Below are 20410 nucleotides of genomic sequence, written 5' to 3'. Positions count from 1 at the left end.
TTTTGGCCGCGACCCTGCCGGGCTGGCAGGGGTGGGGCGGCCGGACTATATCAGCCGGGTATATCCCACTCGTTAGCCAGTTGTTAACGATGCGGAGGGCGTTCAACCTCACTACACTCGTCCTACATGCCCACCTTCGTCTCCGACATCTATGCGACGCCACATGTCCGCAAGCTTCTTGCGGACGAGAACCGGGTGCTCGCGCCGCTGTTGAACCGCTGCACGGGCGAGCACGGGCTGCATCTGACGGCGGCCCTCGGCGCCGAGGCGCCGGCCATCCCCCTGCTGGGCCACTGGGCCACCGTGCGGGTCGCCGGCGCTGCCTTGGGTGGCGACGTGCTGGCCAGTGGCCTGGAGCCCCTGCCGTTCACCGACGAGGCGTTTGGAGTGGTCCTGCTGCGCCATGCGCTGGAAACCACCGTGCGCCAGGACAACCTGCTCGATGAGGCGATTCGTGTACTCGAGCCGGGCGGGATGATCGCAATCACCGGCATCCATCCGCTGGGGCTGTGGTCGCCGTGGGTCGCCAGGCAGAGCCGCGGCGCCCGGCCACGCCTGACCTGGCCGTGGTGGTGGAGCCAGCGCCTCGTGCGCGACGATTTCGAGCTATCGATGCCGCGGCGCCTCGGCAGTGCCTGGCCGCGCATCGGCGGCTCGCCGGTCGGTGAGTCGATGGTCGGCGGCGGCTATCTGCTGGTCGCGCGCAAAAAACGTCCGGCGGCGGTACCCTTGCGCCCCCGCCCCGCGGCGGTGCCTGCGCCGATACCCGGAACCTTTGCGTCCGGCGCGCGCCGCCACGCCCGTGAACACATTTCCTGAAGTCGATACCTGTCCATGACCGATCTTGTTGAAGCCTTTACCGATGGCGCCTGCCTGGGCAACCCCGGTCCCGGTGGCTGGGCCGCACTGCTACGCGCCAAGGGCATGGAAAAGATGCTCTCCGGCGGCGAACCGGACACTACCAACAACCGCATGGAGCTGATGGGCGCGATCTCCGCCCTGGAAGCGCTCAGCCGCCCTTGCAAGGTGCACCTGATGACCGATTCGAAGTACGTCATGCAGGGCCTGCAGGAGTGGGTGCCCAAGTGGCGCCGGAACGGCTGGCTCACCGCCGACAAGAAGCCGGTCAAGAACCAGGACCTGTGGCTCCGCCTCGACGCGGCCACGGCGTCCCACACGGTGACGTGGGAATGGGTGAAGGGCCACGCCGGCCATGTGGAAAACGAACGCGTGGACGTGGCTGCGCGCGACCAGGCGCTGATCTACAAGGCGAAGGGGCAGGTGGCATGAGGCAGATCGTCCTCGATACCGAAACCACCGGCCTCGAGGCTCACCTTGGCCACCGCCTGATTGAAATCGGCGCGGTGGAACTGATCGGCCGCCGGCCGTCGGGCAACCATTTCCATACCTACCTGAATCCGCAACGCGCCATCGACGAAGGCGCGCGTGCGGTGACCGGCATCGAGGACGAATTCCTCCTCGACAAGCCGTTGTTCCGCGACAAGGTCGATGAGTTCCTCGCTTACATCAAGGGCGCCGAGCTGATCATCCACAACGCGGCGTTCGACGTGGGCTTCATCAATGCGGAGCTGCAGCGCCTGGGCCCGCAGTACGGCGTGGTCACCGACCATGCGACCGTGCTCGACACGCTGGCGATGGCGCGCACGATGTACCCGGGCCAGCGCAATAGCCTGGATGCGCTGTGCAAGCGCCTCGGCGTCGACAATACCCATCGCGATCTCCACGGCGGCCTGCTCGACGCCCAGCTGCTGGCGGATGTCTATGTCGCGATGACCTCGGGCCAGGTCGGCCTGGATTTCGTCTTCGACCCCGGTGCGGAGGCCAACGCGGCCAATGCGCTTGGCGAGATCGTCATCCATCGTCGTCCCGTCGTGCTGCGCGCCAACGACGAGGAACTGGCGCTGCATGCGCAGCGGTTGGATGCGCTGGACAAGTCGTCCGGTGGCCAGGCGATCTGGCGGCAGCTGGACGCCGCCGACACCGTCCACTAAGGGCTGCTGCCTTGCGGGCTAGCCCGCGGCGCGCACCAGGATCGCGGTGATGTTGTCGCGACCGGTGCCCGCCAGCGCTTCGAGCACGAGGTGATCGACACACTCCTGGGCGGCGATGTCCGTCCGCGCCACGAGCTCGGCGATCCGCGCGTCGGTCACTTCGTCGGTCAGGCCGTCGGTGCACAGCAGGAGCCGTCCGCCGGCAGCCAGCTCGCCCCGCGCGAGGCCGATGTGCAGTTGGTCGGGTGCGGTGATTCCGAGTGCCTGGGTCAGCACGCTTCGCTGCGGATGGCTGCGCGCCTGTGCTTCGGTCAGCTCGCCGGTTTCGACCAGTGCTTCGACGATCGAGTGGTCGTGCGAGAGGCGCTCCAGGGCGCCATGGCTCCAGCGATAGATGCGGCTGTCACCGACCCACGCTGCTTCATACGAGCGACCCGACACGCGGATGGCCGCGATGGTGGTGCCCATCGGCCGCGACTCCTTCAAACCGCTGGAGCGGGCGATCAGTGCTTCGTTGACCCGCTGGATCGCATCAACCAATGACTGACCGGCCGTGACCTGGGCGACGACGCCGTCGCGGGCCATCGCCGAGGCCACTTCGCCATGCTGGTGCCCGCCCATGCCATCGACGACCAGGAACAGGCCCAGGCCAGCGTCGGCGTAGTAACTATCTTCGTTACGCAGGCGGCGAAGACCTGTGTGGGTGCCGTGTCCGAACTCGATCATGAAGGGCCTGGGCAGCTGGGGTAGGGGGCCTGGAAAGCCCCGGATGCGTTGGCAGGATGCCGCATCAAAAGCCTGTTGTCACGGCACGGAAGACCCACTATCATTGCCGACTCGGTGAGCCTCGCGGCCTGCCGTCGACCCTGCGGAGAGGTGGCAGAGTGGTCGAATGTACCTGACTCGAAATCAGGCGTACGTGTAAGCGTACCGAGGGTTCGAATCCCTCCCTCTCCGCCATTATTCAGTGATTACGAAAGCCTCGCAGCGATGCGGGGCTTTTGTTTTTCCAGCGCCCTACAAATCACGAACGTATGTAGGTATTGGCCTACCCATCGCTCAGTGTCGGCTGACGCAAATCACTGAAAACCTTGAGTTCCGAACGCGTCGTGCCGTTTTAATCTTGGCGCCTGGCGTGCACTTTGCGTGCGCCTTCCGGGAGAAACACATGACGACAGCGGCGTATTCCGAGATCAGCAGTGACATGCTGGCGAGCATCGCATCGACACTGGCGCGCGTCGACCAGCGCACCTTGGATCTTATCGAGGCAAGGAAGGCAACTGGCCAGCAGTGGGCTGAATCGCTGAAGAGCATGGATGCGCGACACACGGCGGCGCAGAAGGAAGCAGAAGCACGACACACGGCGGCGCAGAAGGAGGCCGAGTCGCGACATACGGCTGCGCAGACGGAGGCCGCTGCGCGACATGCTGCGGCGCAGGCGGAAGCGGCCGCGCGACACGCCGAGTCGCTCGACCGGTCGCTTGCGGCGTTCTCCGCTTCACTGCGGCAGGTCGATTCGCGCTTGAGCGACGCCATCGAGGGCGTCGAGGGCCGAATGACCAAGGCGATCGAGGGCGTCGAGTCGCGGCTAACGGATGCGATGAATGGAGTCGAAAGGCGTTTGACCACGGCCATCAACGGGGTCGATGTGCGGCTGACCAGAGCCAACAGGGATCTCGAAGCAAAGGTCGAAAAGCTCAGCGACAAGGTTGATGGCATGAACGATACAGTTCACGAGCTGTGTGGTCGTGTGGACGTACTGGGAGGTCGTGTCGAGGTCCTGGGCGGTAGTGTCGACGTCCTTGAGGTCAAGGTCGACACTGTGATCGGCAAGGTCGACGACCTCGTGCACTGGAAGCATCGAGTCTGGGGCATGCTGATGCTTGCGAGCGCCCTCCTCACCGGGGGCGCGGCGATGTCGTCCCTGGTTGGGAACCGCGGGCATTCGAACCCAGTCAACGATGAAAGCCAGTCGGACGTCGCACCACCGCCCCCGGCCTCGGCTTCGACTGGTAGCGCAGTGCGCTGAGCCTACGAATCGTCCGACTGTCGCGCTCGATGCTCAACACGATTCAGCGTTTCAAGTAGTCCGCCGCCGACGGCGCCCTCATCGCCGAACATGTCCACCTGTACCTTGATGGCGAGCGGCATGGCGCGTCGTAGCGCAGCCACGCCTGCGCTGGTCATGCGGATCACCTTGGCGCGTACGTCGCTGGTGCTGCGCTCGCGCACGATCATGCCCTTGGCTTCCAGCGCCTTGAGCATCAGGGACACCTGCATGGGGTGGATCTCGGCGGCCTGTGCCACCGCCGTTTGCGTGGTCGGCCCATTCGACTGGCAGAGCCATGCTGCCATGGCGAGCGTGGTGAATTGCAGGTGGGTGAGATCGAGGGGCGCAAGGACGCGATCGATTTCACGCTGGTAACGATGCACGACGCGCCACAACACGAAGCCGACGGCATTTTCCGGTGCCCCAAGGGACACGTTGGCGAATAGCTTCTTCAGGGTGCGCGGATCGGGGGTCATGTGTCTGGATCGTAACCTTTGCGGGGTCGGCAAGGGTGGGCCGTGCACTAACGCATCGACGACACCTTCTTAATATAAACGTATTTATGATCTACGCATCAGGCTTTCCCCGTGGAGGACCGCCCATGCGCAGCCGCAAGCTAGACATCGCGTTCTGGAACTACGACCGCACCCGCGCCCTTGCCGATGGCAGCGTCGCTATCGAGGGTGTCGATGCCACCTTCCATTCCGACCGGATCGTCACGCAGATCTTCGAGAAGATGGTCCGTCGGCGTGCCTGCGACGTATCCGAGCTCGGCATGACTTACTACCTGCGCACGTTCGCGCAGGGGGAATCACCGTTCGTCGCCATCCCCGTTTTTCCCAACCGCGCGTTCCGCCACGCGGCGATCTACGTGAACAAGGCCAGTGGCATCAGGCGGCCCGAAGACCTCGCCGGCAAGCGGATCGGCGAACTGGCGCTCTACGGGCATGACTCGGGCGTGATGTCGAAGGGCATCCTCGCCGACCAATCCGACTGGAAACCCGGGCAAAGTCGCTGGCTCATCGGCGGCATCGACTTCCCGATGGATCCGATCGACTTCGTGCCGCGCCCCGTGCCCGACGGCGTCGAGGTTGAATACGCGCCAAAGGACGTGGACCTTGGTGAACTGCTCGAAGCGGGCGAGATCGATGCGCTTATTTCGGCGGACATCCCGCGTTGCGTGCTGGCCGGATCGCCACGCGTGGGGCACCTGTTCGAAAACCATGAGGCCATGGAGCGCACGTACTACCAGCGCACCGGCATCTTCCCGATCATGCACACGGTGGTCGTGACCCGCGAACTCGCCGAGGCGGATCCCGCGTTGGTTAAGTCGATCTACCGTGGCTTCTGCGCCGCGAAGGATGCTGCCGGGGAGCGCTATGTGAGAGGCATGACGTTCAACAACATGGACACGATGCAGCCGTGGCTGACGGGACTGGTCGCCCGGAATCGCGAGCTGCTGGGCGACGACTGGTGGCCCTACGGGATCGAGGCGAACCGTGCCGCGCTCGACGCCATCCTGCGCTATCACCACGAGCAGGGACTCACGTCAAAACGCTTCGGCATCGAGGACGTTTTCATGCCCTCGCTACTGGATTCATGACCCGCGCGGCAGATGCACCGTGAACACCGTCCCGTCCTCGCGGGTCGAACTCACCCGGATGGCCGCCGCATGGCCCCTGGCAATCTCCGAGGCGATGTAAAGCCCAAGACCAAGGCCCGGGCGTGGTGACGTTTCTTCCGGCCGGACGAAGGGTTCGAACAACCGGGGCAGGATGTCCGCCGGGATCGGCTTGCCCTGGTTCGCCACGCTGATGTCGACCGTGTCGATGCGCGACGCGCAGTGCACGCGGATCCGTTCGGTCGGGTCACCGTGGGCCACCGCATTGTTGAGCAGGTTAGCCAGGAGCTGGCGCATGCGCTTGCCGTCGAAGCGAACGACGCCGTCGATGGCGCCTTCGATGACGATCTCGCAGTGAGGCTGGCCTTGGCATACCTCTTCGACCGCGGAGACGATCACCGCCTGCAGGTCCGAGCGCTCGCGCAGGTCCATCTCGACGCCGCCGCCGAGGCGGCCACGGGCAAAATCCATGATGTCGTCGATGAGCCCGGACATGCGCCCGACGCTGAGCGCGAGCAGGCGCACCAGCCGTTGGCCGCGGTCGGTCTGCGGCAGGTCGGCGAGCTGTTCCGCGGCGAGGCGTGCCCCTTGCAGGGGGCTGCGCAGGTCATGGCCGACCACGGCGAGGAACTGCTCGCGCAAGGTCCCGGTGTCCAGCTCGGTTCGCAGGGCATCCTCGGCGACCATCGCCCGATCCTGCAGCGCAAGGTTCGAGGCGATGAGTTGGGCGAACAGGGTCAGGGTCGCGACGATGGTCCCCTCGTCGAAATCGCGGGGCTGGCTGTCGATCGCGCAGAGGGTGCCGAAGAACGTGTCGCCGTCGACCATGATCGGCACCGACACATAACTCTGCAGGCCGTAGATCCGCGGCGTATGGTGGGTGGAGAAGACGGGATGGCGGCTGGCGTCGCCAAAGATCACCGGCTGGTGGTGGACACGGATCTCGTCGCAGATCGTCGAATCCAGGACCAGGTCGCCGCCCGGCTTGAGGCCGAAATCCAGGTGGTCGAGCACGGCGCAGGCAGTCCAGCGGTCGTCGGTCACCCGGGCGATGGCGGCAAAGCGCATGCCCGTGACCTTGCACACCGTCTCCAGCACCTTGGGCACGATCGAGAGGGCCTGGATCGCCTCGACGGAGGCATCCACGGTCAGGGGAGTCGGGCGAGGGCTATTGGGCATCCGTTCATGATACGGGATCGCAGCGGGTTCGCAGACTGCGACGCGGATCACAGGCGCTTAACCCTGTCCGTGAGACACCTGACGATTGGTTGAGGGCTGTTGAATGAACGTGGACCACCGCAAGTGAACGCCGCCGTCGGCCGGCGCCGTATCTTCATCTTCTACCCCGCGATCAACGAGCGCGCGTGGCGCGTTTTGACCCCCGGCGGCACCTTCGAGACGTTTCCGACCGAAGGTCGAGCCGTCGCCTTTGCCCTGGAAACCGCCTCGCGCCTGCGCGCGACGGGCATCTGTGACGTCCTGAAAGAGACGATCTCGGGCGGCTGGGCACCGGTGCACACCCCTTTGAGCTAAGTCAGCCCGCACCTCGCCCCGCGCCAGGCGAGGGGCGGTAAGCACCATGCAAGCCCTCGTTTGTGATCTCCGTCACGAATTGGCGTGCTGTCATGCGCAGGAAAGCCGCTGGAAAGGCATGCCCGCCCGGAACAGGTGATGATGCGCGCCATCCCACCCTGAGCTCGTCCCGTGCCCGTCACCGTTCCGCTCAGCGACTTGCCGCTCCCCGTGGACACGATGCCTTCCCGGCCTAGTTCTGCTGGTCTATCGACAGCGGAAGACATCGGGAATATCAAGGCTTTATCTGCAACGGTCGCAGCCATGTCCAGGATCGAGGGGGCCATGCGTCGAAGGGTGACATTCGCCGTCAGGCCGCCGGCCGCCAGCGACCTGGTGTTCAAGGTGGCCGCCATCGCGCTCTTCATCGTCGCTGCGGCGACGCTGCCCACCTGGCCGGGCTGGGCCACGGCGCTATGGGCCGTGGTCAACGCGGTCGAGTTCATCGCGATGGCGGTGATGAAGGGCATGCCGGTGCTGAGGATCGCCCGCGGAAACCCGCCGGCGCCTTGACCCGGTCCGGAACGATCAGGCCTCGAGCGGGTCGTTCTCGTGCAGCTCGTCCATCCAGCCGCGGCGCCGGTGCAGCACCCACTCCACATGCTCCGAGAACAGCACGTCGATCGTGCCGCCCTGGTCCATGGCCGCCAGCTTGCCGGCGGTGACATTGCCGATATGCAGGGCCTGCTCGGCGTAGCCGACGATCCCTTCGGCGTCGAGCTGGGCGAGGACTTTGCGCAGGTTCTGGTGGCGGGCGTGCTGGACCGGCATGGCATGGACATCCCTGGGTATGGCAATGACATCGGCGGATTGCGCGCCAGCTTTAGCCTAGAAGACCACCTGCGCCCGCATGCCGATGGAGTTGCCTGCATCCGGGCCCTGGAAGCTGCCGACCTTGTTGTCGGTGTTCCAGTGGACCCAGTTCAGCATCAGCCGCGACCAGTCGTTGAGGTACCAGTTCATCCCCAGCGTGTAGCTCTTGCCCGTGCCGCCACGCGGGGCGTCGGCGTAGTCGTAGTGGTCTACACGACCGGCGAGCTCGAACGCGCCCCAGCCGCCGGAGGTCACCGGATGGTTCACCTTCACGCCCTTCCAGCTGCCCGAGCGGCTGGAGAAGCCCGGCGCCTCGCCGGTGATCATCCAGCCCGCCGCGAACGATGAGCCATGCCGGGTCACCGAATCGGCCGTGCTGGAGTCGATCGTGCGCTTGCCGTACTCGGTCATGAGCCAGAAGTTGCGCAGCACGCCGCCCAGCTCGTAGCCCTTGCCGCGGTCCTGCGTGGGATTGGCGATGGAACTGGCCGACACCGCGAGGTTGTCGTTGTAGTCCAGCGCGATGGCCGGCGTGTTGTTGATGCTGGCGACGCCGTTGCTGATCTTCTCGTAGTAGTACCAGGCGCCAACATGCAGGAAGCCGTCCTGGGTTTTCCACGGGTTCCAGTGCGCGCGGGTCAGGTAGGTGGTGCTGTCGGTCGCGCTGCCGGAGGTAGAGCTGTTCGGCGCGTTGCCGTTGATCGACAGGCTGTAGTGCCAGTTGCTGCCATACATCCGCATCTGCCCACCCATGCCGAAGTAGCTGACCACGGGCTGGCCGACCGCCGTCGCCGCGTTGCGCAGCATGAAGGGCACGCGCGCGGATTCGGACGAGCCCTCGGTGCCGAGATCCTTCAGGAAGTTACCGAGGTAGAACTTCGTCGTGTTGCCGAACAGCTTCGTTGCGTAGGTCAGGTAGGTCTGGCGCAGGGCGACGACGTTGTCGGCGAAATCGGCCTCGACGTGGTAACCCAGCGCGCCGATGGTGCCTTCGCCACCGAGCCGGGCGCTGGTGATCTGCGCGCCGCTGATGTTGCGTGTTTCGTACTGCGATCCAGCGGTGCGGGTGAAGTCGATCAGCAGGCGGCCATCCGGCTTGAACGAGAAGAACCCGTCGTCGCTGCGGAACGTCGGTCCGGCTTCGTTGCCGCGACCCCAGCGGGTGCTGCCGCCGCCCGCCGCCGTGGCGCCGGTGCCACGGGCCTGGGCCACGGCCAGTTCGCTCTCGCGGGTATCGGCGATCGCGGCGTCGACCTGGGCCTGTCGTTTGGCATCCTCGCCAGTGGTGGATACCACCTGTCCGGCGGCGGCGTTCGTCGACGCGGTGGCCATCGCGGGTTGGCCGTGTTCCACCGCGGCGAGGCGTTGCTTGAGCTCGGCGATTTCACCCGCCTGCGCCTTGATGAGTTTCAGCAGCTCGGCATTGGTTACCTGGTGTTCGGCGGCGAGCAGCGGGGACGACGCACTGGCGAACAGCACGGCAGCCAGCGCCGGATAAAGGCGGGACTTCATGGTCATTGGTCTCGTCGTCCGGTCAGTTGTCGTCGTTGCTGTCGTCGGCGGCCGACGCATCGGTCGCACCGGCTGGCGCACGCACGGGCGCTGCGCCTGGCGACGCGGCGAACGGACCGGTGTCGACGCCCTGGAAGAAGCCGGCACGGCGTGCCCACGCGGCGAACAGCCGCGGCCATGCCGACGGTGCCGAGCCGGGATCGCCCAGCCCCCAACCGTGGCCGCCCGTGTCGAACACGTGCATTTCGGTATCCACGGCGTTGCGGTGGAGCGCGTCGAACATCACCAGGCTATTGCCGATGTTGGCGATCGGGTCGTCGGCCGCCTGGGCGAGGAAGGTTGGCGGGGTGTCGTGGGTGACATGCAGCTCCACCGAATACGCCTGCACGGCATCGGACTGCGTCGCCAGTTCGCGGCTGGAACGGGTGGTGTCGTAGGGCTTCTGCAGCGACACCACGGGATAGATCAGCGCGGCGAAGTCCGGCCGTGCCGACAAGCGGTCGGCGTCATCCACGGCGGGATAGAACGTATCGGCGAAACGCGTTTCGGCGATGCCCGCGAGGTTGCCGCCCGCGGAGAAACCGAGCACGCCGATGCGCTTCGCGTCGATGCCCAGCTCGCCGGCATGGGCACGCAGCAGGCGCATGGCGCGCTGGGCGTCCTGGAAGGGTGCCGCCGCGGGCCAGCGGTCCGCGGGCAGGCGGTAATACAACACCACCGGTGTCACGCCGAGGGCTGCCAGCCACTTCGCCGTCGGCATCACTTCATGGCCGATGCCGATCCGGAAATAACCGCCGCCGCCGATCAGCAGCACCGCGGCGCCGTTCGGATGCGCCGGCTTGTACACCTCGATGCGCGGGCGGCTGATGTTCGAGACCGCGCCCACGCCCGTGCCGGACTGGCCGATGCGTTCCGGCCCCGAGGGTCCACCGCCACCGGGCGGCGTGCCTGGCCACAGCGGATACGTTACCGGTTGTGCGGCATCGGGCGCGGCTTGCGCCGCAGGCGTCCCGAGGCAGGCGAGTGCGACGGCGGCGCTGAGCAGCGCGGCACGAAAAGGCGTCATGGTGAATCCCCCTGGTTGACGACGAGCGATGGCGTGGCGGTGCCGGTGGCACGCGGCGAAAGGGCGGCATCGAGCGCGTCGCGGTCGAGCGCACCTTCCCAGCGCGCGACCACGATGGTGGCCACTGCATTGCCAATGAAATTGGTGAGCGAGCGGCATTCGCTCATGAAGCGATCGACGCCGAGGATGAGTGCCATGCCGGCGACGGGCAGCGAGGGCACGACCGAGAGCGTGGCGGCCAGCGTGACGAAACCCGCGCCGGTCACGCCCGCGGCACCCTTGGAACTGACCATGGCGACCAGCAGCAGCGCGACCTGTTCGCCCAGCGTCAGCGGCGTGTTGGTCGCCTGCGCGATAAACAGGGCCGCCAGGGTCATGTAGATGTTGGTGCCGTCGAGGTTGAACGAATAGCCGGTCGGCACGACCAGGCCGACCACCGACTTGTTGCAGCCGGCCCGTTCCATCTTTTCCATCAGCGAGGGCAGGGCGGCCTCCGACGACGACGTGCCGAGCACCAGCAGGAGTTCGGCCTTCAGGTAGCGCAGCAGCCGGAAGATCGAGAAGCCGATGAGCCGCGCCACGCTGCCGAGCACGACCACGATGAAGAGCAGCGCCGTGGCGTAGAACGTGGCCACGAGGAACAGCAGGTTGGACAGCGAACCGATGCCGTAGCGGCCGATGGTGAAGGCGATCGCGCCGAATGCACCGACCGGCGCCGCCTTCATCAGCAGGTGGACGAGGGTGAACACCGGTGCCGTCATCGCCTCGAAGAACGCCACCACGGGCCGCGCGCGCTCGCCGGCGAGGGTAAGCGACATGCCGAACAGCACGGCGAACAGCAGCACCTGCAATATGTTGCCCGAGGTGAACGCGCCGACCACCGTGTCGGGGATGATGTCGAGCAGGAACCCGGTCAGGGAGATGTCGTGCGCCTTCGAGGCATAGGTCGCGATCTCCTTCGTCGACAGCGAGGCGGCATCGATGTTCAGCCCCGCACCCGGTTGCACGACGTTGGCGACGACCATGCCCACCACCAGCGCCAGCGTGGAGAACACCAGGAAGTAAGCCATGGCCTTGAGCACCACCCGGCCCACCGCGTTGAGGTGCGGCATGCCGGCGATGCCGGTCACCACGGTGAGGAAGATCACCGGGGCGATGATCATCTTCACCAGCTTGATGAAGGCATCGCCCAGCGGCTTGAGCGATTCGGCGAAGCTGGGCCAGTAGTGGCCGATCACGGCGCCCAGCGCGATGGCGAACAGCACCTGCACGTAGGTCTGGCGGTAGAACGGCAGGGGCGTGGCAGCAGGGGTGGCGGTCGGGGTATGCATGGGCAGGTCTGGGTCGCGGTTTCGCGTGTGGCGGTTTTGTAACGCGCCGCGGCCCGTGGCCCCATAGCACATTCCGGCTAGATGGCCTCCCGGTATGCGACCATCGAGCCCTGCCCATGGCCCGAAACCGACTGCGCCGCCTCGTTTTTCCCCTGATCGTGCTACTGCTGGTGGCGGGAAGCGCGGCGCTGGGCGGATGGGTCGCATGGCGCCGGGCGCTGGCAGGCATCGGCGACGGCGCTGCGGATCGGCTCAACCTGCACGCGCTGGCCGTGCAGCGCCTGATCGATCGCTATCGCGTGCTGCCGACGGTTCTCGCGCTCGATCCCGAGTTGCGCACCACGCTGGCCGGGGACGCCGGCGCGGCCGACGAAGCTGCGCTGAACGCGAAGCTCGGCCGGGCCAACGGGGCGGTGCGCGCATCGACGCTCACCCTGATCGACCGCACCGGCCACGCCATCGCGGCGAACAACTGGAACACGCCGGAGAGCAATGTCGGCCTGGACTACGGTTTCCGCCCGTACTTCCGCGAGGCCATGCGCGATGGCCACGCCACGTTCTATGCACTGGGCGTGTCGACCAACGTAGCCGGCTATTTCATCGCGCAGGCCGTCGACGACGATGCGGGACGCCACGTGGGCGTGGTCGTGCTGAAGATCACGCTGGATGGCCTGCGCGACGACTGGTCGCGTGGCGGTGACCTCGTGCTGCTTTCCGATGCGCACGGCATCGTCTTCCTTGGCAACGGTGGCGATGCGTGGATGTATCGCACGCTGCATCCGCTCTCGGCGTCGGAAAATGCCGACCTGGGCAACACGCGGCAGTATGGCGACCGGCCGCTGCGCAGCGTCGCCCGTGACGTGCTTGGCCCGGCGGGTGGCGGTGCCGTGCGTGTTCGGGTCGATGCGCCGCGGCTCGCGCACGACGTCGTCTGGCGTTCACTCGACATGCCACGCCAGGCCTGGACGCTGCACCTGCTCGCCGACGCGCGCCCCGCGCAGGTCGCGGCGCGCAATGCGGTGCTTGCCGTGCTCGCCGCATGGTTGCCATTGCTGTTCTTCGGCCTGTTCCTGCAACAGCGCGTGCGCCTGGCACGCCTGCGCCAGCGTAGCCGCGACGAGCTCGAACGGATGGTGGCGCACCACGCCTCGGCGCTGCGCTCTGCACAGGACAGCGTGGTGGCCGCGGCCAACGAGGCCGCGCAGGGTGGACACGGCAACCTCGAGCACCTGCCGCAAGGGGTAAGCGTGGTCGACGCGCAGCTGCGCCTGGTCGCGTGGAATTCGCGCTACCAGCAGATCTTTGGCTTCCCCGACGATTACATGCAGGTGGGGCGGCCGATCGAAGACATGTTTCGCTTCAACGCGCGGCGTGGCCTGCTCGGCCCCGGCGATACCGACGAGGCCATCGAGCGGCGGCTGCAGTACCTGCGCGCAGGCAGTCCGCACATGTATGAGCGGGAGCGCCCGGATGGCACCACGCTGGAAATCCGGGGTAACCCGCTGCCCGACGGTGGCTTCGTCACCAGCTATGCCGACATCACGGCGTATAAGGCCACGGCGCGCGAGTTGCGCACGCTGGCCAGCACGCTGGAGCGGCGGGTGGAAGAACGTACGCGTGACCTCAGCGACGCCAGGGCCGAGGCAGAGCGCGCCAACCGTTCGCGGACGCGCTTCGTCGCGGCCGCCGTACACGACCTGCTGCAACCGTTGAACGCCGCGCGCATGTTCGTGGGTAGCCTGGCCGATGCACGGCTGGACGGGGAACAGCGCGACCTGCTGGAGCGCGTGCGCAGCGCGCTGGATACCCAGGATGAACTGCTGGCCAGCCTGCTCGACATCTCGCGGCTGGAGGGTGGGGCGCTGGCGCCGCGCATGGCATCGGTGCCGCTCGACCCCCTGCTACGCGAGCTTGCCCGCCAATCCGGCGTGCTCGCGGCGACCCGTGGCCTCGCATTGCGCTACGTGCCTTCGCGGCTGGTCGTGCGCAGCGATCCGCTGTTGCTGCGCCGGGTGTTGCAGAACTTCCTTTCGAATGCCATCCATTACACGCCGCGCGGGCGCGTGCTGCTCGGCGTCCGTCGCGATGGCGACGATGCCCGGGTGGAAGTGTGGGATACCGGTGTCGGCATTCCCGAAGCGAAGACGCGGGCGATCTTCGACGAGTTCCTGCGCCTGGACAACGGCGTCGACCGCGACGGCCGCAGCGCGGGCCTGGGCCTGTCCATCGTGGACCGGATTGGCCGCCTGCTGGGTGTGCGTGTCGGCGTACGCTCATGGGAAGGCCGTGGCAGCGTGTTCTCGATCAGCGTGCCGCTGGCGCGCGACGAGGTGGGTGCCGGCGAACGGATGGAGGAGGGCGACGACGAATCGCCCTTCGTCGGCAAGCGGGTGCTGGTCGTGGATGCCGATCCGGCGAGCCGCCAGCGCACCCTGGACTTGCTGGCATCGTGGGGTTGCGAGGTGTCGGGGACCGGCACCGCGCGCGGTGCGTTGCGTCACGCGGAAACCGACGACCCGCCGGCGCTCTTGCTGCTGGACGATCCCCTCGATGGACAGTCGACCGAAGCGCTGCGCGATGCGCTGGCATCGCGCTGGGGCCGGCTGCCCCCGACCGTTTTGATGGCCTTGGCGCCTGGCCAGGCCGACATCGAACGCGGCATGGCGGCCGGCTTGCGTTATCTGGTGAAGCCGCTGGCGCCGGCGCGGCTGCGTGCCGTCCTGACGCGCCTGTTGATGGTGGCCGGCTAGCCCGGGTGCGAGCCTTCGACACCTTCGTCGATGTCCAGCGATTTCACCAAAACGGCGGCTTGCGTGCGCGAGCGGCAGTCGAGCTTGGAGAGAACCGCGGTGACGTGGATCTTCACCGTGTTCTCCGCGAGGCCCAGTTCGCTGGCGATCTGTTTGTTGAGCAACCCCTCGGCCAGCAACATCAGCACGCGGAACTGTTGCGGGGTGAGGCTGGCGAGGCGCGCCGCCAGCTTCGCGTCCTCGTCGCTGCGCTCGGCCCTGGCACCGATGAAGGCCGTGCCACCGCCCATCACCGTGCTGACCGCGTCGCGCAACACGTCGGCCGGGGCGGATTTGGAAACGAAGCCGGCCGCACCGAACTGCTGGGCGCGGCGCACATTGCGCGGATGGTCGTTCGAGGAGACCACCAGCACGGGGATGTCGGGGTGCTCGCCGCGTAGCCAGAGGAGGGACGAAAAGCCCATCGCGCCCGGCATGGTCAGGTCGAGCAGTACGAGGTCGACCGCCTCGCCGCTGGCAAGCACCGCTTCCATCGCGCTGTGGCTGCCCGCTTCCAGCGCGCGCCCTTCGGCCAGCAGGCCGGCGAGTGCATGCAGCAGGGCACCACGGAACATCGGGTGGTCGTCGGCGATCAGCAAATTCAGTGACATGGGCCGGGAGTGTAGCGTCCTTCAGGCGGCCGGCTGCTCTGCCGAGGTGGCCGCGGGCGGCGCCGATGCGATCCTGCTCCATTCGGGCAGCGACGCATTGATGCCATTGAGCAGGTCGTCCAGGTCGTGGGCCTTGCGCGCGAGGGACTGCGCCCGTTCGACTTCCAGTTGCTGTTGCTCCGCCTCGTCCGCCCCGGCCGCGTTGACCGCCTGCACCATCAGCCGCGCGTACTCTTCCACGAGGCTCTCCGATGGCACCCGGAACCACACCTGGCCCTCAGCCCAGCGGATGTCGGGCGAGGTATGCCGGGCAAAGGCTTCCTGGCAGCGGGCGGCGAACAGGGCCAGCCAGCGTTCGGCCGGTAGCGCGTCCAAATCGGCTAGCACGCAGTAACCGATGTCGTCCTGGTGGGCGGCGGTGAATCCGGTGATCCGGGGGATGTTGCGGGGAATGGTGGTCATGGCGGCTCCGGCGAGAGGGCAGGTATAGGCCGGCCCGCGTGGAAGGCCTGCGAAGCCGGGGAAGCTGTTCAGCCGCGGGATAATCCACGCCCCCTGCACGTCGCGACGGCTGTAATGTATGTGAACGCGATGTGCGTACACGCAGGCGGCAGGGTGAGAGAAGAAGTCAGGCAGGCTCGCGACGCCAAGGTCATGCAGGATGTCTTGCACGGTCGACGCCGGGGGCTGGCCGCGCTGGCGCCCTTCGCCGGGCCTGCCGTGGTGGTCTCGGTCGCCTACATCGATCCCGGTAACTTTGCGACGAACATCCAGGCGGGCGCGCGCTACGGTTACGCGCTGCTCTGGGTGGTGCTGCTCGCCAACCTCGTTGCCATGCTGTTCCAGAGCCTGTCGGCACGGATCGGCATCGTCACCGGCTCCAACCTGGCCGAACTCTGCCGTCAACACCTGCCACGGCCGCTGGTGTGGGTGATGTGGGTGGTCAGCGAACTGGCCGCGATGGCCACCGACCTGGCCGAGTTCCTTGGCGGTGCGATCGGCCTGTCGCTGCTGTTCCACCTGCCGCTGCTGGTCGGCATGTGCATCACCGGCGTGGTCACCTATGTCCTGCTACTGCTCGAAGGGCGCGGTGCCCGTCGGCTGGAGATGACCATCGGCGCCCTGGTCGGGGTGGTTGGGCTGTCTTACCTGGTCGAATTGTTCATCGCCCCGGTGGACTGGGCCGCGGTCGGCCTGCACATCTTCAAGCCCGACCTTCCGGATGGCATGGCCGTGGCCCTGGCGGTTGGCATCATCGGCGCGACCGTGATGCCGCATGCGCTGTTCCTGCATTCGGGGTTGACCGAGCGACGGGTGAAAGCGACGACCGACGTCGAGCGCCGCCGGATCATCCACCTGTCCAACCTGGAAGTGGTGCTCGCGCTTGCCGTCGCCGGCCTGATCAACCTGGCCATGGTGATCATGGCGGCCAGCGCATTCCACGGCAGCCATCCCGACGTCGCCCGAATCGAAACGGCGTACCAGACGCTGGTGCCGCTGCTGGGCGGAGCCGCGGCGACGATCTTCCTCGTCTCGCTGATCGCCTCCGGGTTTTCCAGTTCGGTGGTCGGCACCATGGCCGGCCAGATGATCATGCAGGGCTTCGTCGACTTCCGCATCCCGCTGTGGCTGCGGCGCGCGGTGACGATGGTGCCGAGTTTCATCGTGGTCCTGGCCGGGGTCGATGCGACCCGCGCCCTGGTGCTGAGCCAGGTGGCGCTGAGCATCGCCCTGCCGTTCCCGATGGGCGCCCTGGTGTGGTTCTCCGCCCGGCGACGGATCATGGGCGCGTTCGCCCTGCGCCGGCCGGTCATCGCGGTGGCCCTCGTCGCCGCTCTGCTGGTGCTGGCGCTGAACGTCGTGCTGTTGCTGGATACGTTCGACCTGATCACGCTGTGATCCGCCGTCGGCCACGCATGCGCGCTGGCGTATCGCGGGTCAGCTGCGCGTAAGCGACTGGCCAGGGGAAACTGCTAACCTTCCGCGCCTGACCTACGGAGAATGTTCCATGAGCCTGATCCAGACCCCGGTGTCGTACGGCGAGCTGATCGACAAGATGACGATCCTTCAGATCAAGCTGCAGGAGATCAAGGACGACGCGAAGCTGGCCAACGTACGTACCGAGTTCGAGCTGCTGGAGGCGACGTGGAAGAACGACGCGGCGTCGAAGACGGACATCGAAGACGAGACGGGTCGCCTGCTGGCCGTGAACAAGCGTTTGTGGGATATCGAGGACCGCATCCGCCTGAAGGAAAAGGCGCAGGAATTCGATAACGATTTCGTCCAGCTGGCTCGCTCGGTGTATTTCGAGAACGACGAGCGCGCGGCCGTGAAACGCGAAATCAACCTGAAACTTGGCTCGACCCTCGTGGAAGAAAAGTCGTACCAGGATTACAAGGCCTGATCAGATCTGCAGGTGGGTGGCGCAGGCCTCAAGCCGTTCGATCATTGCTGACACCTCGACCAGATCCATCACGCCTTCCTTTTCGATCTTCGTGCCCCAGGGGATCTCCGAGGCGGGTTTGCCGAGGAATTTCCGCGATGCCGCGTCGTAGCGATCCACGCACCAGCGGCGGTCGGAATACGGGCCCGAGCGGTTCGGGTTGCTGGCGGCGTGCAGTCCGAGCACTTTCGTGCCGACCGCGTTGGCCATGTGCATCGGTCCGGAATCCGGGGTGAGGATCATGGCGCTGCGCGTGAGCAGGGCCATGAAGCGCTTGAGGGTGTCCTTGCCCGTGAGGTCGAGCGGGGCGGTGTTCACGGCCGCCAGGATCTGGTCGGCCAGCGTGCGCTCCGCGGGCGAAGGACCGCCGACCAGGGCGACGCGCATGCCGCGTGCCATGGCGTGGTCGATGAGCGCCGCATAGCGATCGACACGCCAGTTGCGCAGCGTATGGCTCGACATCGGGCTGACCAGCAGGGTCGGCGTCTCGCCGGGCAGTTGCTCCGCAGCCCATGCGTGCGCGTCGTCGTCGATGGGGATATCCCAGCGCACGTCGGTCTGCTGCATGCCCAGCGGTTCGATGAAGCTGGCCATCGCATCGAGCACGTGCTCGCCGCTGCGCGCGGGGATCCGCTCGTTGACGAAGAGTCCATGCAGGTCTTTCGACCGCGCCCGGTCGTAGCCGATCCGCCGGTCGGCCTTCACCGCGAGGCTGAGCAGGTTGGAGCGCAACGCCACCTGCATGTGGAGCAGGGCATCGAAGCGGCGGCCAGCCAGTGCGTCGCGCACCTCGCGCATGCCTTCATGGCCCTTGCCCTTGTCGAAGGTGATGAACTCGACCCCGGGCAGGTCGCCCACCAGCTTGCGTTCGAGCTTGCCGACCAGCCAGGTCAGGCGGGTCCCTGGCGCCTGGGCCTGCAGGGTCCGCACGAGCGGCACGACGTGCGTTACGTCACCGATCGCGGACGTTCGCAGGATGCAAAGGCTGGAATCTCCCGACGGGAGGGGGCGGCTTGTTAGACTGGGCACGATCAGGTTACCGGACAGGAGGCCGCCAGGTGGCGGCCCTTCAGATGACAGACCAACGAGTAACGGAGGCCGCGGGCGGCACGATTCTGTTCGACGCGGCCCGCGCAACTCAAGTCGACGCTGACTGGTTCTCGCCCGAAGCATGGGCGGGCCGCGGTCGCCTGCGCTCGCAAGCCGGTGGCAGGGGTGGCGTGGCGATCATCGAAACGCCGGCCGGCGAGGCCGTGTTGCGTCACTATCGCCGCGGGGGCATGGTGGCAGCCCTGTTCGGCGATCGCTACCTTTTCACCGGAAACGCCCGGACTCGAAGCACCCGCGAATTCCTCCTGCTGGCCGAGTTGGCAAGGCGTGGCCTGCCGGTGCCACCGCCGCTGGCGGCGCGCCACGTTCGCGAAGGCCTGCGCTATCGCGCCGACCTGATCACCCTGCGCATTCCCGACGCCCGGACGCTGGCCGAATGCGTGGCCGACGGCGGGTTCAACGAAGCCCTTGCCCAGCGCGTGGGCACCCTGGTGGCCCGTTTCCACCGCGAAGGCGTGCGCCATGCCGATCTCAATGCGCACAACATCCTGGTCAATGGCGACGGCCTCTACATGATCGACTTCGACCGTGGCCGCCTGCGTCGACCCCGGATCGGCTGGCGACGCGGCAACCTGGCCCGGCTGAAGCGCTCGCTGGTGAAAGTCGGTGCCCGCGAGGGCGGCGACATTTTTGACGAGGTGCTCTGGCCGGCCCTGGCCCGGGCTTACGACGAGGCGTTCCGTCCATGAGCTTTGACCTGCGCTTCCTCGGCACCGGCGCCGCACACGCGGTGGCCCTGGGCTCTTCGGCGGTGGTGCTCGAGCGCGACGGCCAGCCGCTGTTGCTGGTCGACTGCGGCCCCGACACGCTGGACCGCTACGTGGATACCTACGGTGCGCCGCCGACGGCTCTGTACGTCACGCATACCCACATGGACCACGTCGCCGGCATGGAGCGGCTGTTCTTCCGGCTCTGGTTCGACGAAGCGCTACGCGGCCGCACCAAGGTGTTCCTGCATGCAGCGCTGCTGCCATGGCTGCAGGGCAGGGTGGCCGACTATCCCGGCGCGCTGGCCGAGGGCGGGGTGAATTACTGGGAAGCGTTCCACCTGGTGCCATGCACGCGAGGCTTCTGGCACGAAGCGCTGTGGTTCGACGTTTTCCCGACCCGGCACCACGTCCAGGGCACCTCGTACGGCATCGCCCTGCGCGGCAGCTTCGTCTTCACCGGCGACACCCGCCCCGTACCGGAGGCCCTGGCCATCCACGGCGCATCCGGCGAAGTCATCGCCCACGACTGCGGCGTGGTCGGCAACCCGTCGCACACTGGCGTAGACGACCTGGAACGCGAATACCCCGCCGACGTCCGTGCCCGCATGGCCCTCTACCACTACGGCAGCACCGCCGACGGCGAAACCCTCGAAGCCCGCGGCTACCGCGTCGCACACCCTGGTGAGCGGGTCACGTTGCCAGATCCCGAGCCCGCCCGGCCAACTGCCGGATAAACCTCGAACGCTTGTCTCGAAGGTGCAGTGCCGTTA

General features: G+C 66.8%; 22 protein-coding genes and 1 tRNA gene. 13 read left to right on the top strand and 10 right to left on the bottom strand.

What is annotated here, in order from left to right; all coding sequences use genetic code 11:
* Nucleotides 1-126: 126 nt before the first annotated feature.
* The 3 genes from KPL74_10060 to dnaQ are packed head-to-tail and all read left to right on the top strand — an operon-like array spanning nucleotide 127 to nucleotide 2012.
* Entirely contained in the window at nucleotides 127-819 is a 693-nt protein-coding gene (locus KPL74_10060; protein ID QWT22333.1) for a class I SAM-dependent methyltransferase, read from the top strand.
* A 15-nt stretch (nucleotides 820-834) separates the two neighbouring features.
* Nucleotides 835-1290, top strand: a complete 456-nt coding sequence (gene rnhA / locus KPL74_10055) for a ribonuclease HI (protein QWT22332.1) — start codon at nucleotides 835-837, stop codon at nucleotides 1288-1290.
* Entirely contained in the window at nucleotides 1287-2012 is a 726-nt protein-coding gene (gene dnaQ / locus KPL74_10050) for a DNA polymerase III subunit epsilon (GenBank protein QWT22331.1), read from the top strand. The genes rnhA and dnaQ overlap by 4 nt, the downstream gene beginning before the upstream one ends.
* A gap of 18 nt (nucleotides 2013-2030) precedes the next feature.
* Here the strand turns inward: dnaQ and KPL74_10045 are convergent, their stop codons facing one another.
* Nucleotides 2031-2738, bottom strand: coding sequence for a protein phosphatase 2C domain-containing protein (locus KPL74_10045; GenBank protein QWT22330.1), 708 nt, complete (start codon nucleotides 2736-2738; stop codon nucleotides 2031-2033).
* A 144-nt stretch (nucleotides 2739-2882) separates the two neighbouring features.
* Between KPL74_10045 and KPL74_10040 the strand changes: the two genes are divergently transcribed.
* Nucleotides 2883-2972, top strand: a tRNA-Ser gene (locus KPL74_10040).
* 208 nt (nucleotides 2973-3180) lie between these two features.
* Complete coding sequence (locus KPL74_10035) at nucleotides 3181-4041, top strand: hypothetical protein (GenBank protein QWT22329.1); 861 nt, start codon at nucleotides 3181-3183, stop codon at nucleotides 4039-4041.
* A gap of 2 nt (nucleotides 4042-4043) precedes the next feature.
* Here KPL74_10035 and KPL74_10030 read toward each other — a convergent pair whose 3' ends face one another.
* Nucleotides 4044-4538: a MarR family transcriptional regulator gene (locus KPL74_10030; GenBank protein QWT22328.1), complete on the bottom strand. Its 495-nt coding sequence runs from the start codon at nucleotides 4536-4538 to the stop codon at nucleotides 4044-4046.
* Between the two features lie 125 nt (nucleotides 4539-4663).
* Here KPL74_10030 and KPL74_10025 point away from each other — a divergent pair, with 125 nt between their 5' ends.
* Entirely contained in the window at nucleotides 4664-5665 is a 1002-nt protein-coding gene (locus tag KPL74_10025) for a hypothetical protein (protein ID QWT22327.1), read from the top strand.
* Here the strand turns inward: KPL74_10025 and KPL74_10020 are convergent.
* Nucleotides 5660-6829, bottom strand: a complete 1170-nt coding sequence (locus KPL74_10020; GenBank protein QWT22326.1) for a GAF domain-containing sensor histidine kinase — start codon at nucleotides 6827-6829, stop codon at nucleotides 5660-5662. The two genes, KPL74_10025 and KPL74_10020, sit on opposite strands and share 6 nt — an antisense overlap.
* 156 nt (nucleotides 6830-6985) lie before the next feature.
* Here KPL74_10020 and KPL74_10015 point away from each other — a divergent pair, with 156 nt between their 5' ends.
* A complete protein-coding gene (locus KPL74_10015; GenBank protein ID QWT22325.1) occupies nucleotides 6986-7216 on the top strand; it encodes a hypothetical protein in 231 nt (76 codons plus the stop codon).
* A gap of 324 nt (nucleotides 7217-7540) precedes the next feature.
* Nucleotides 7541-7768 carry a hypothetical protein gene (locus KPL74_10010; protein ID QWT22324.1) on the top strand — a complete coding sequence of 76 codons (228 nt, stop codon included), beginning with the start codon at nucleotides 7541-7543 and terminating at the stop codon, nucleotides 7766-7768.
* 15 nt (nucleotides 7769-7783) lie between these two features.
* Here KPL74_10010 and KPL74_10005 read toward each other — a convergent pair whose 3' ends face one another.
* The 4 genes from KPL74_10005 to KPL74_09990 are packed head-to-tail and all read right to left on the bottom strand — an operon-like array spanning nucleotide 7784 to nucleotide 11977.
* Nucleotides 7784-8026 carry a hypothetical protein gene (locus KPL74_10005; protein QWT22323.1) on the bottom strand — a complete coding sequence of 81 codons (243 nt, stop codon included), beginning with the start codon at nucleotides 8024-8026 and terminating at the stop codon, nucleotides 7784-7786.
* 57 nt (nucleotides 8027-8083) lie between these two features.
* Nucleotides 8084-9580, bottom strand: coding sequence for an OprO/OprP family phosphate-selective porin (locus tag KPL74_10000; GenBank protein QWT22322.1), 1497 nt, complete (start codon nucleotides 9578-9580; stop codon nucleotides 8084-8086).
* A 22-nt stretch (nucleotides 9581-9602) separates the two neighbouring features.
* Nucleotides 9603-10646: an alpha/beta hydrolase gene (locus tag KPL74_09995; GenBank protein QWT22321.1), complete on the bottom strand. Its 1044-nt coding sequence runs from the start codon at nucleotides 10644-10646 to the stop codon at nucleotides 9603-9605.
* Nucleotides 10643-11977 carry a dicarboxylate/amino acid:cation symporter gene (locus KPL74_09990; protein ID QWT22320.1) on the bottom strand — a complete coding sequence of 445 codons (1335 nt, stop codon included), beginning with the start codon at nucleotides 11975-11977 and terminating at the stop codon, nucleotides 10643-10645. Before KPL74_09990 ends, KPL74_09995 begins: the two co-directional genes overlap by 4 nt.
* Before the next feature lie 116 nt (nucleotides 11978-12093).
* On the opposite strand from KPL74_09990, the gene KPL74_09985 reads away from it, so the two are divergent.
* Nucleotides 12094-14727, top strand: coding sequence for a PAS-domain containing protein (locus KPL74_09985; protein QWT22319.1), 2634 nt, complete (start codon nucleotides 12094-12096; stop codon nucleotides 14725-14727).
* Here KPL74_09985 and KPL74_09980 read toward each other — a convergent pair.
* Nucleotides 14724-15377: a response regulator transcription factor gene (locus KPL74_09980; protein ID QWT22318.1), complete on the bottom strand. Its 654-nt coding sequence runs from the start codon at nucleotides 15375-15377 to the stop codon at nucleotides 14724-14726. The two genes, KPL74_09985 and KPL74_09980, sit on opposite strands and share 4 nt — an antisense overlap.
* A gap of 21 nt (nucleotides 15378-15398) precedes the next feature.
* On the bottom strand, nucleotides 15399-15839 hold the full coding sequence (locus KPL74_09975) for a hypothetical protein (GenBank protein ID QWT22317.1): 441 nt from the start codon (nucleotides 15837-15839) through the stop codon (nucleotides 15399-15401).
* A gap of 129 nt (nucleotides 15840-15968) precedes the next feature.
* Here KPL74_09975 and KPL74_09970 point away from each other — a divergent pair, with 129 nt between their 5' ends.
* Together KPL74_09970 and KPL74_09965 are read left to right on the top strand one after the other, a co-directional pair.
* Entirely contained in the window at nucleotides 15969-17276 is a 1308-nt protein-coding gene (locus KPL74_09970) for an Nramp family divalent metal transporter (GenBank protein QWT22316.1), read from the top strand.
* A 109-nt stretch (nucleotides 17277-17385) separates the two neighbouring features.
* On the top strand, nucleotides 17386-17781 hold the full coding sequence (locus tag KPL74_09965; protein QWT22315.1) for a hypothetical protein: 396 nt from the start codon (nucleotides 17386-17388) through the stop codon (nucleotides 17779-17781).
* Here KPL74_09965 and KPL74_09960 read toward each other — a convergent pair whose 3' ends face one another.
* Nucleotides 17782-18759 (bottom strand): glycosyltransferase family 9 protein, encoded by a 978-nt coding sequence (locus KPL74_09960; GenBank protein QWT22314.1) that lies wholly within the window; start codon nucleotides 18757-18759, stop codon nucleotides 17782-17784.
* Between the two features lie 134 nt (nucleotides 18760-18893).
* Here KPL74_09960 and KPL74_09955 point away from each other — a divergent pair, with 134 nt between their 5' ends.
* Both KPL74_09955 and KPL74_09950 read left to right on the top strand, forming a co-directional pair.
* Nucleotides 18894-19619 carry a 3-deoxy-D-manno-octulosonic acid kinase gene (locus KPL74_09955; protein QWT22313.1) on the top strand — a complete coding sequence of 242 codons (726 nt, stop codon included), beginning with the start codon at nucleotides 18894-18896 and terminating at the stop codon, nucleotides 19617-19619.
* Nucleotides 19616-20374 carry an MBL fold metallo-hydrolase gene (locus tag KPL74_09950; GenBank protein QWT22312.1) on the top strand — a complete coding sequence of 253 codons (759 nt, stop codon included), beginning with the start codon at nucleotides 19616-19618 and terminating at the stop codon, nucleotides 20372-20374. Before KPL74_09955 ends, KPL74_09950 begins: the two co-directional genes overlap by 4 nt.
* Nucleotides 20375-20410 lie beyond the last annotated feature (36 nt).

Origin of the sequence: Bacillus sp. NP157, from assembly GCA_018889975.1 — a bacterium.
Classification (GTDB): Bacteria; Pseudomonadota; Gammaproteobacteria; order Xanthomonadales; family Rhodanobacteraceae; genus Luteibacter.
Note: the sequence above shows the minus strand (reverse complement) of the source record. Positions and strands in the feature narration are given on the sequence as shown.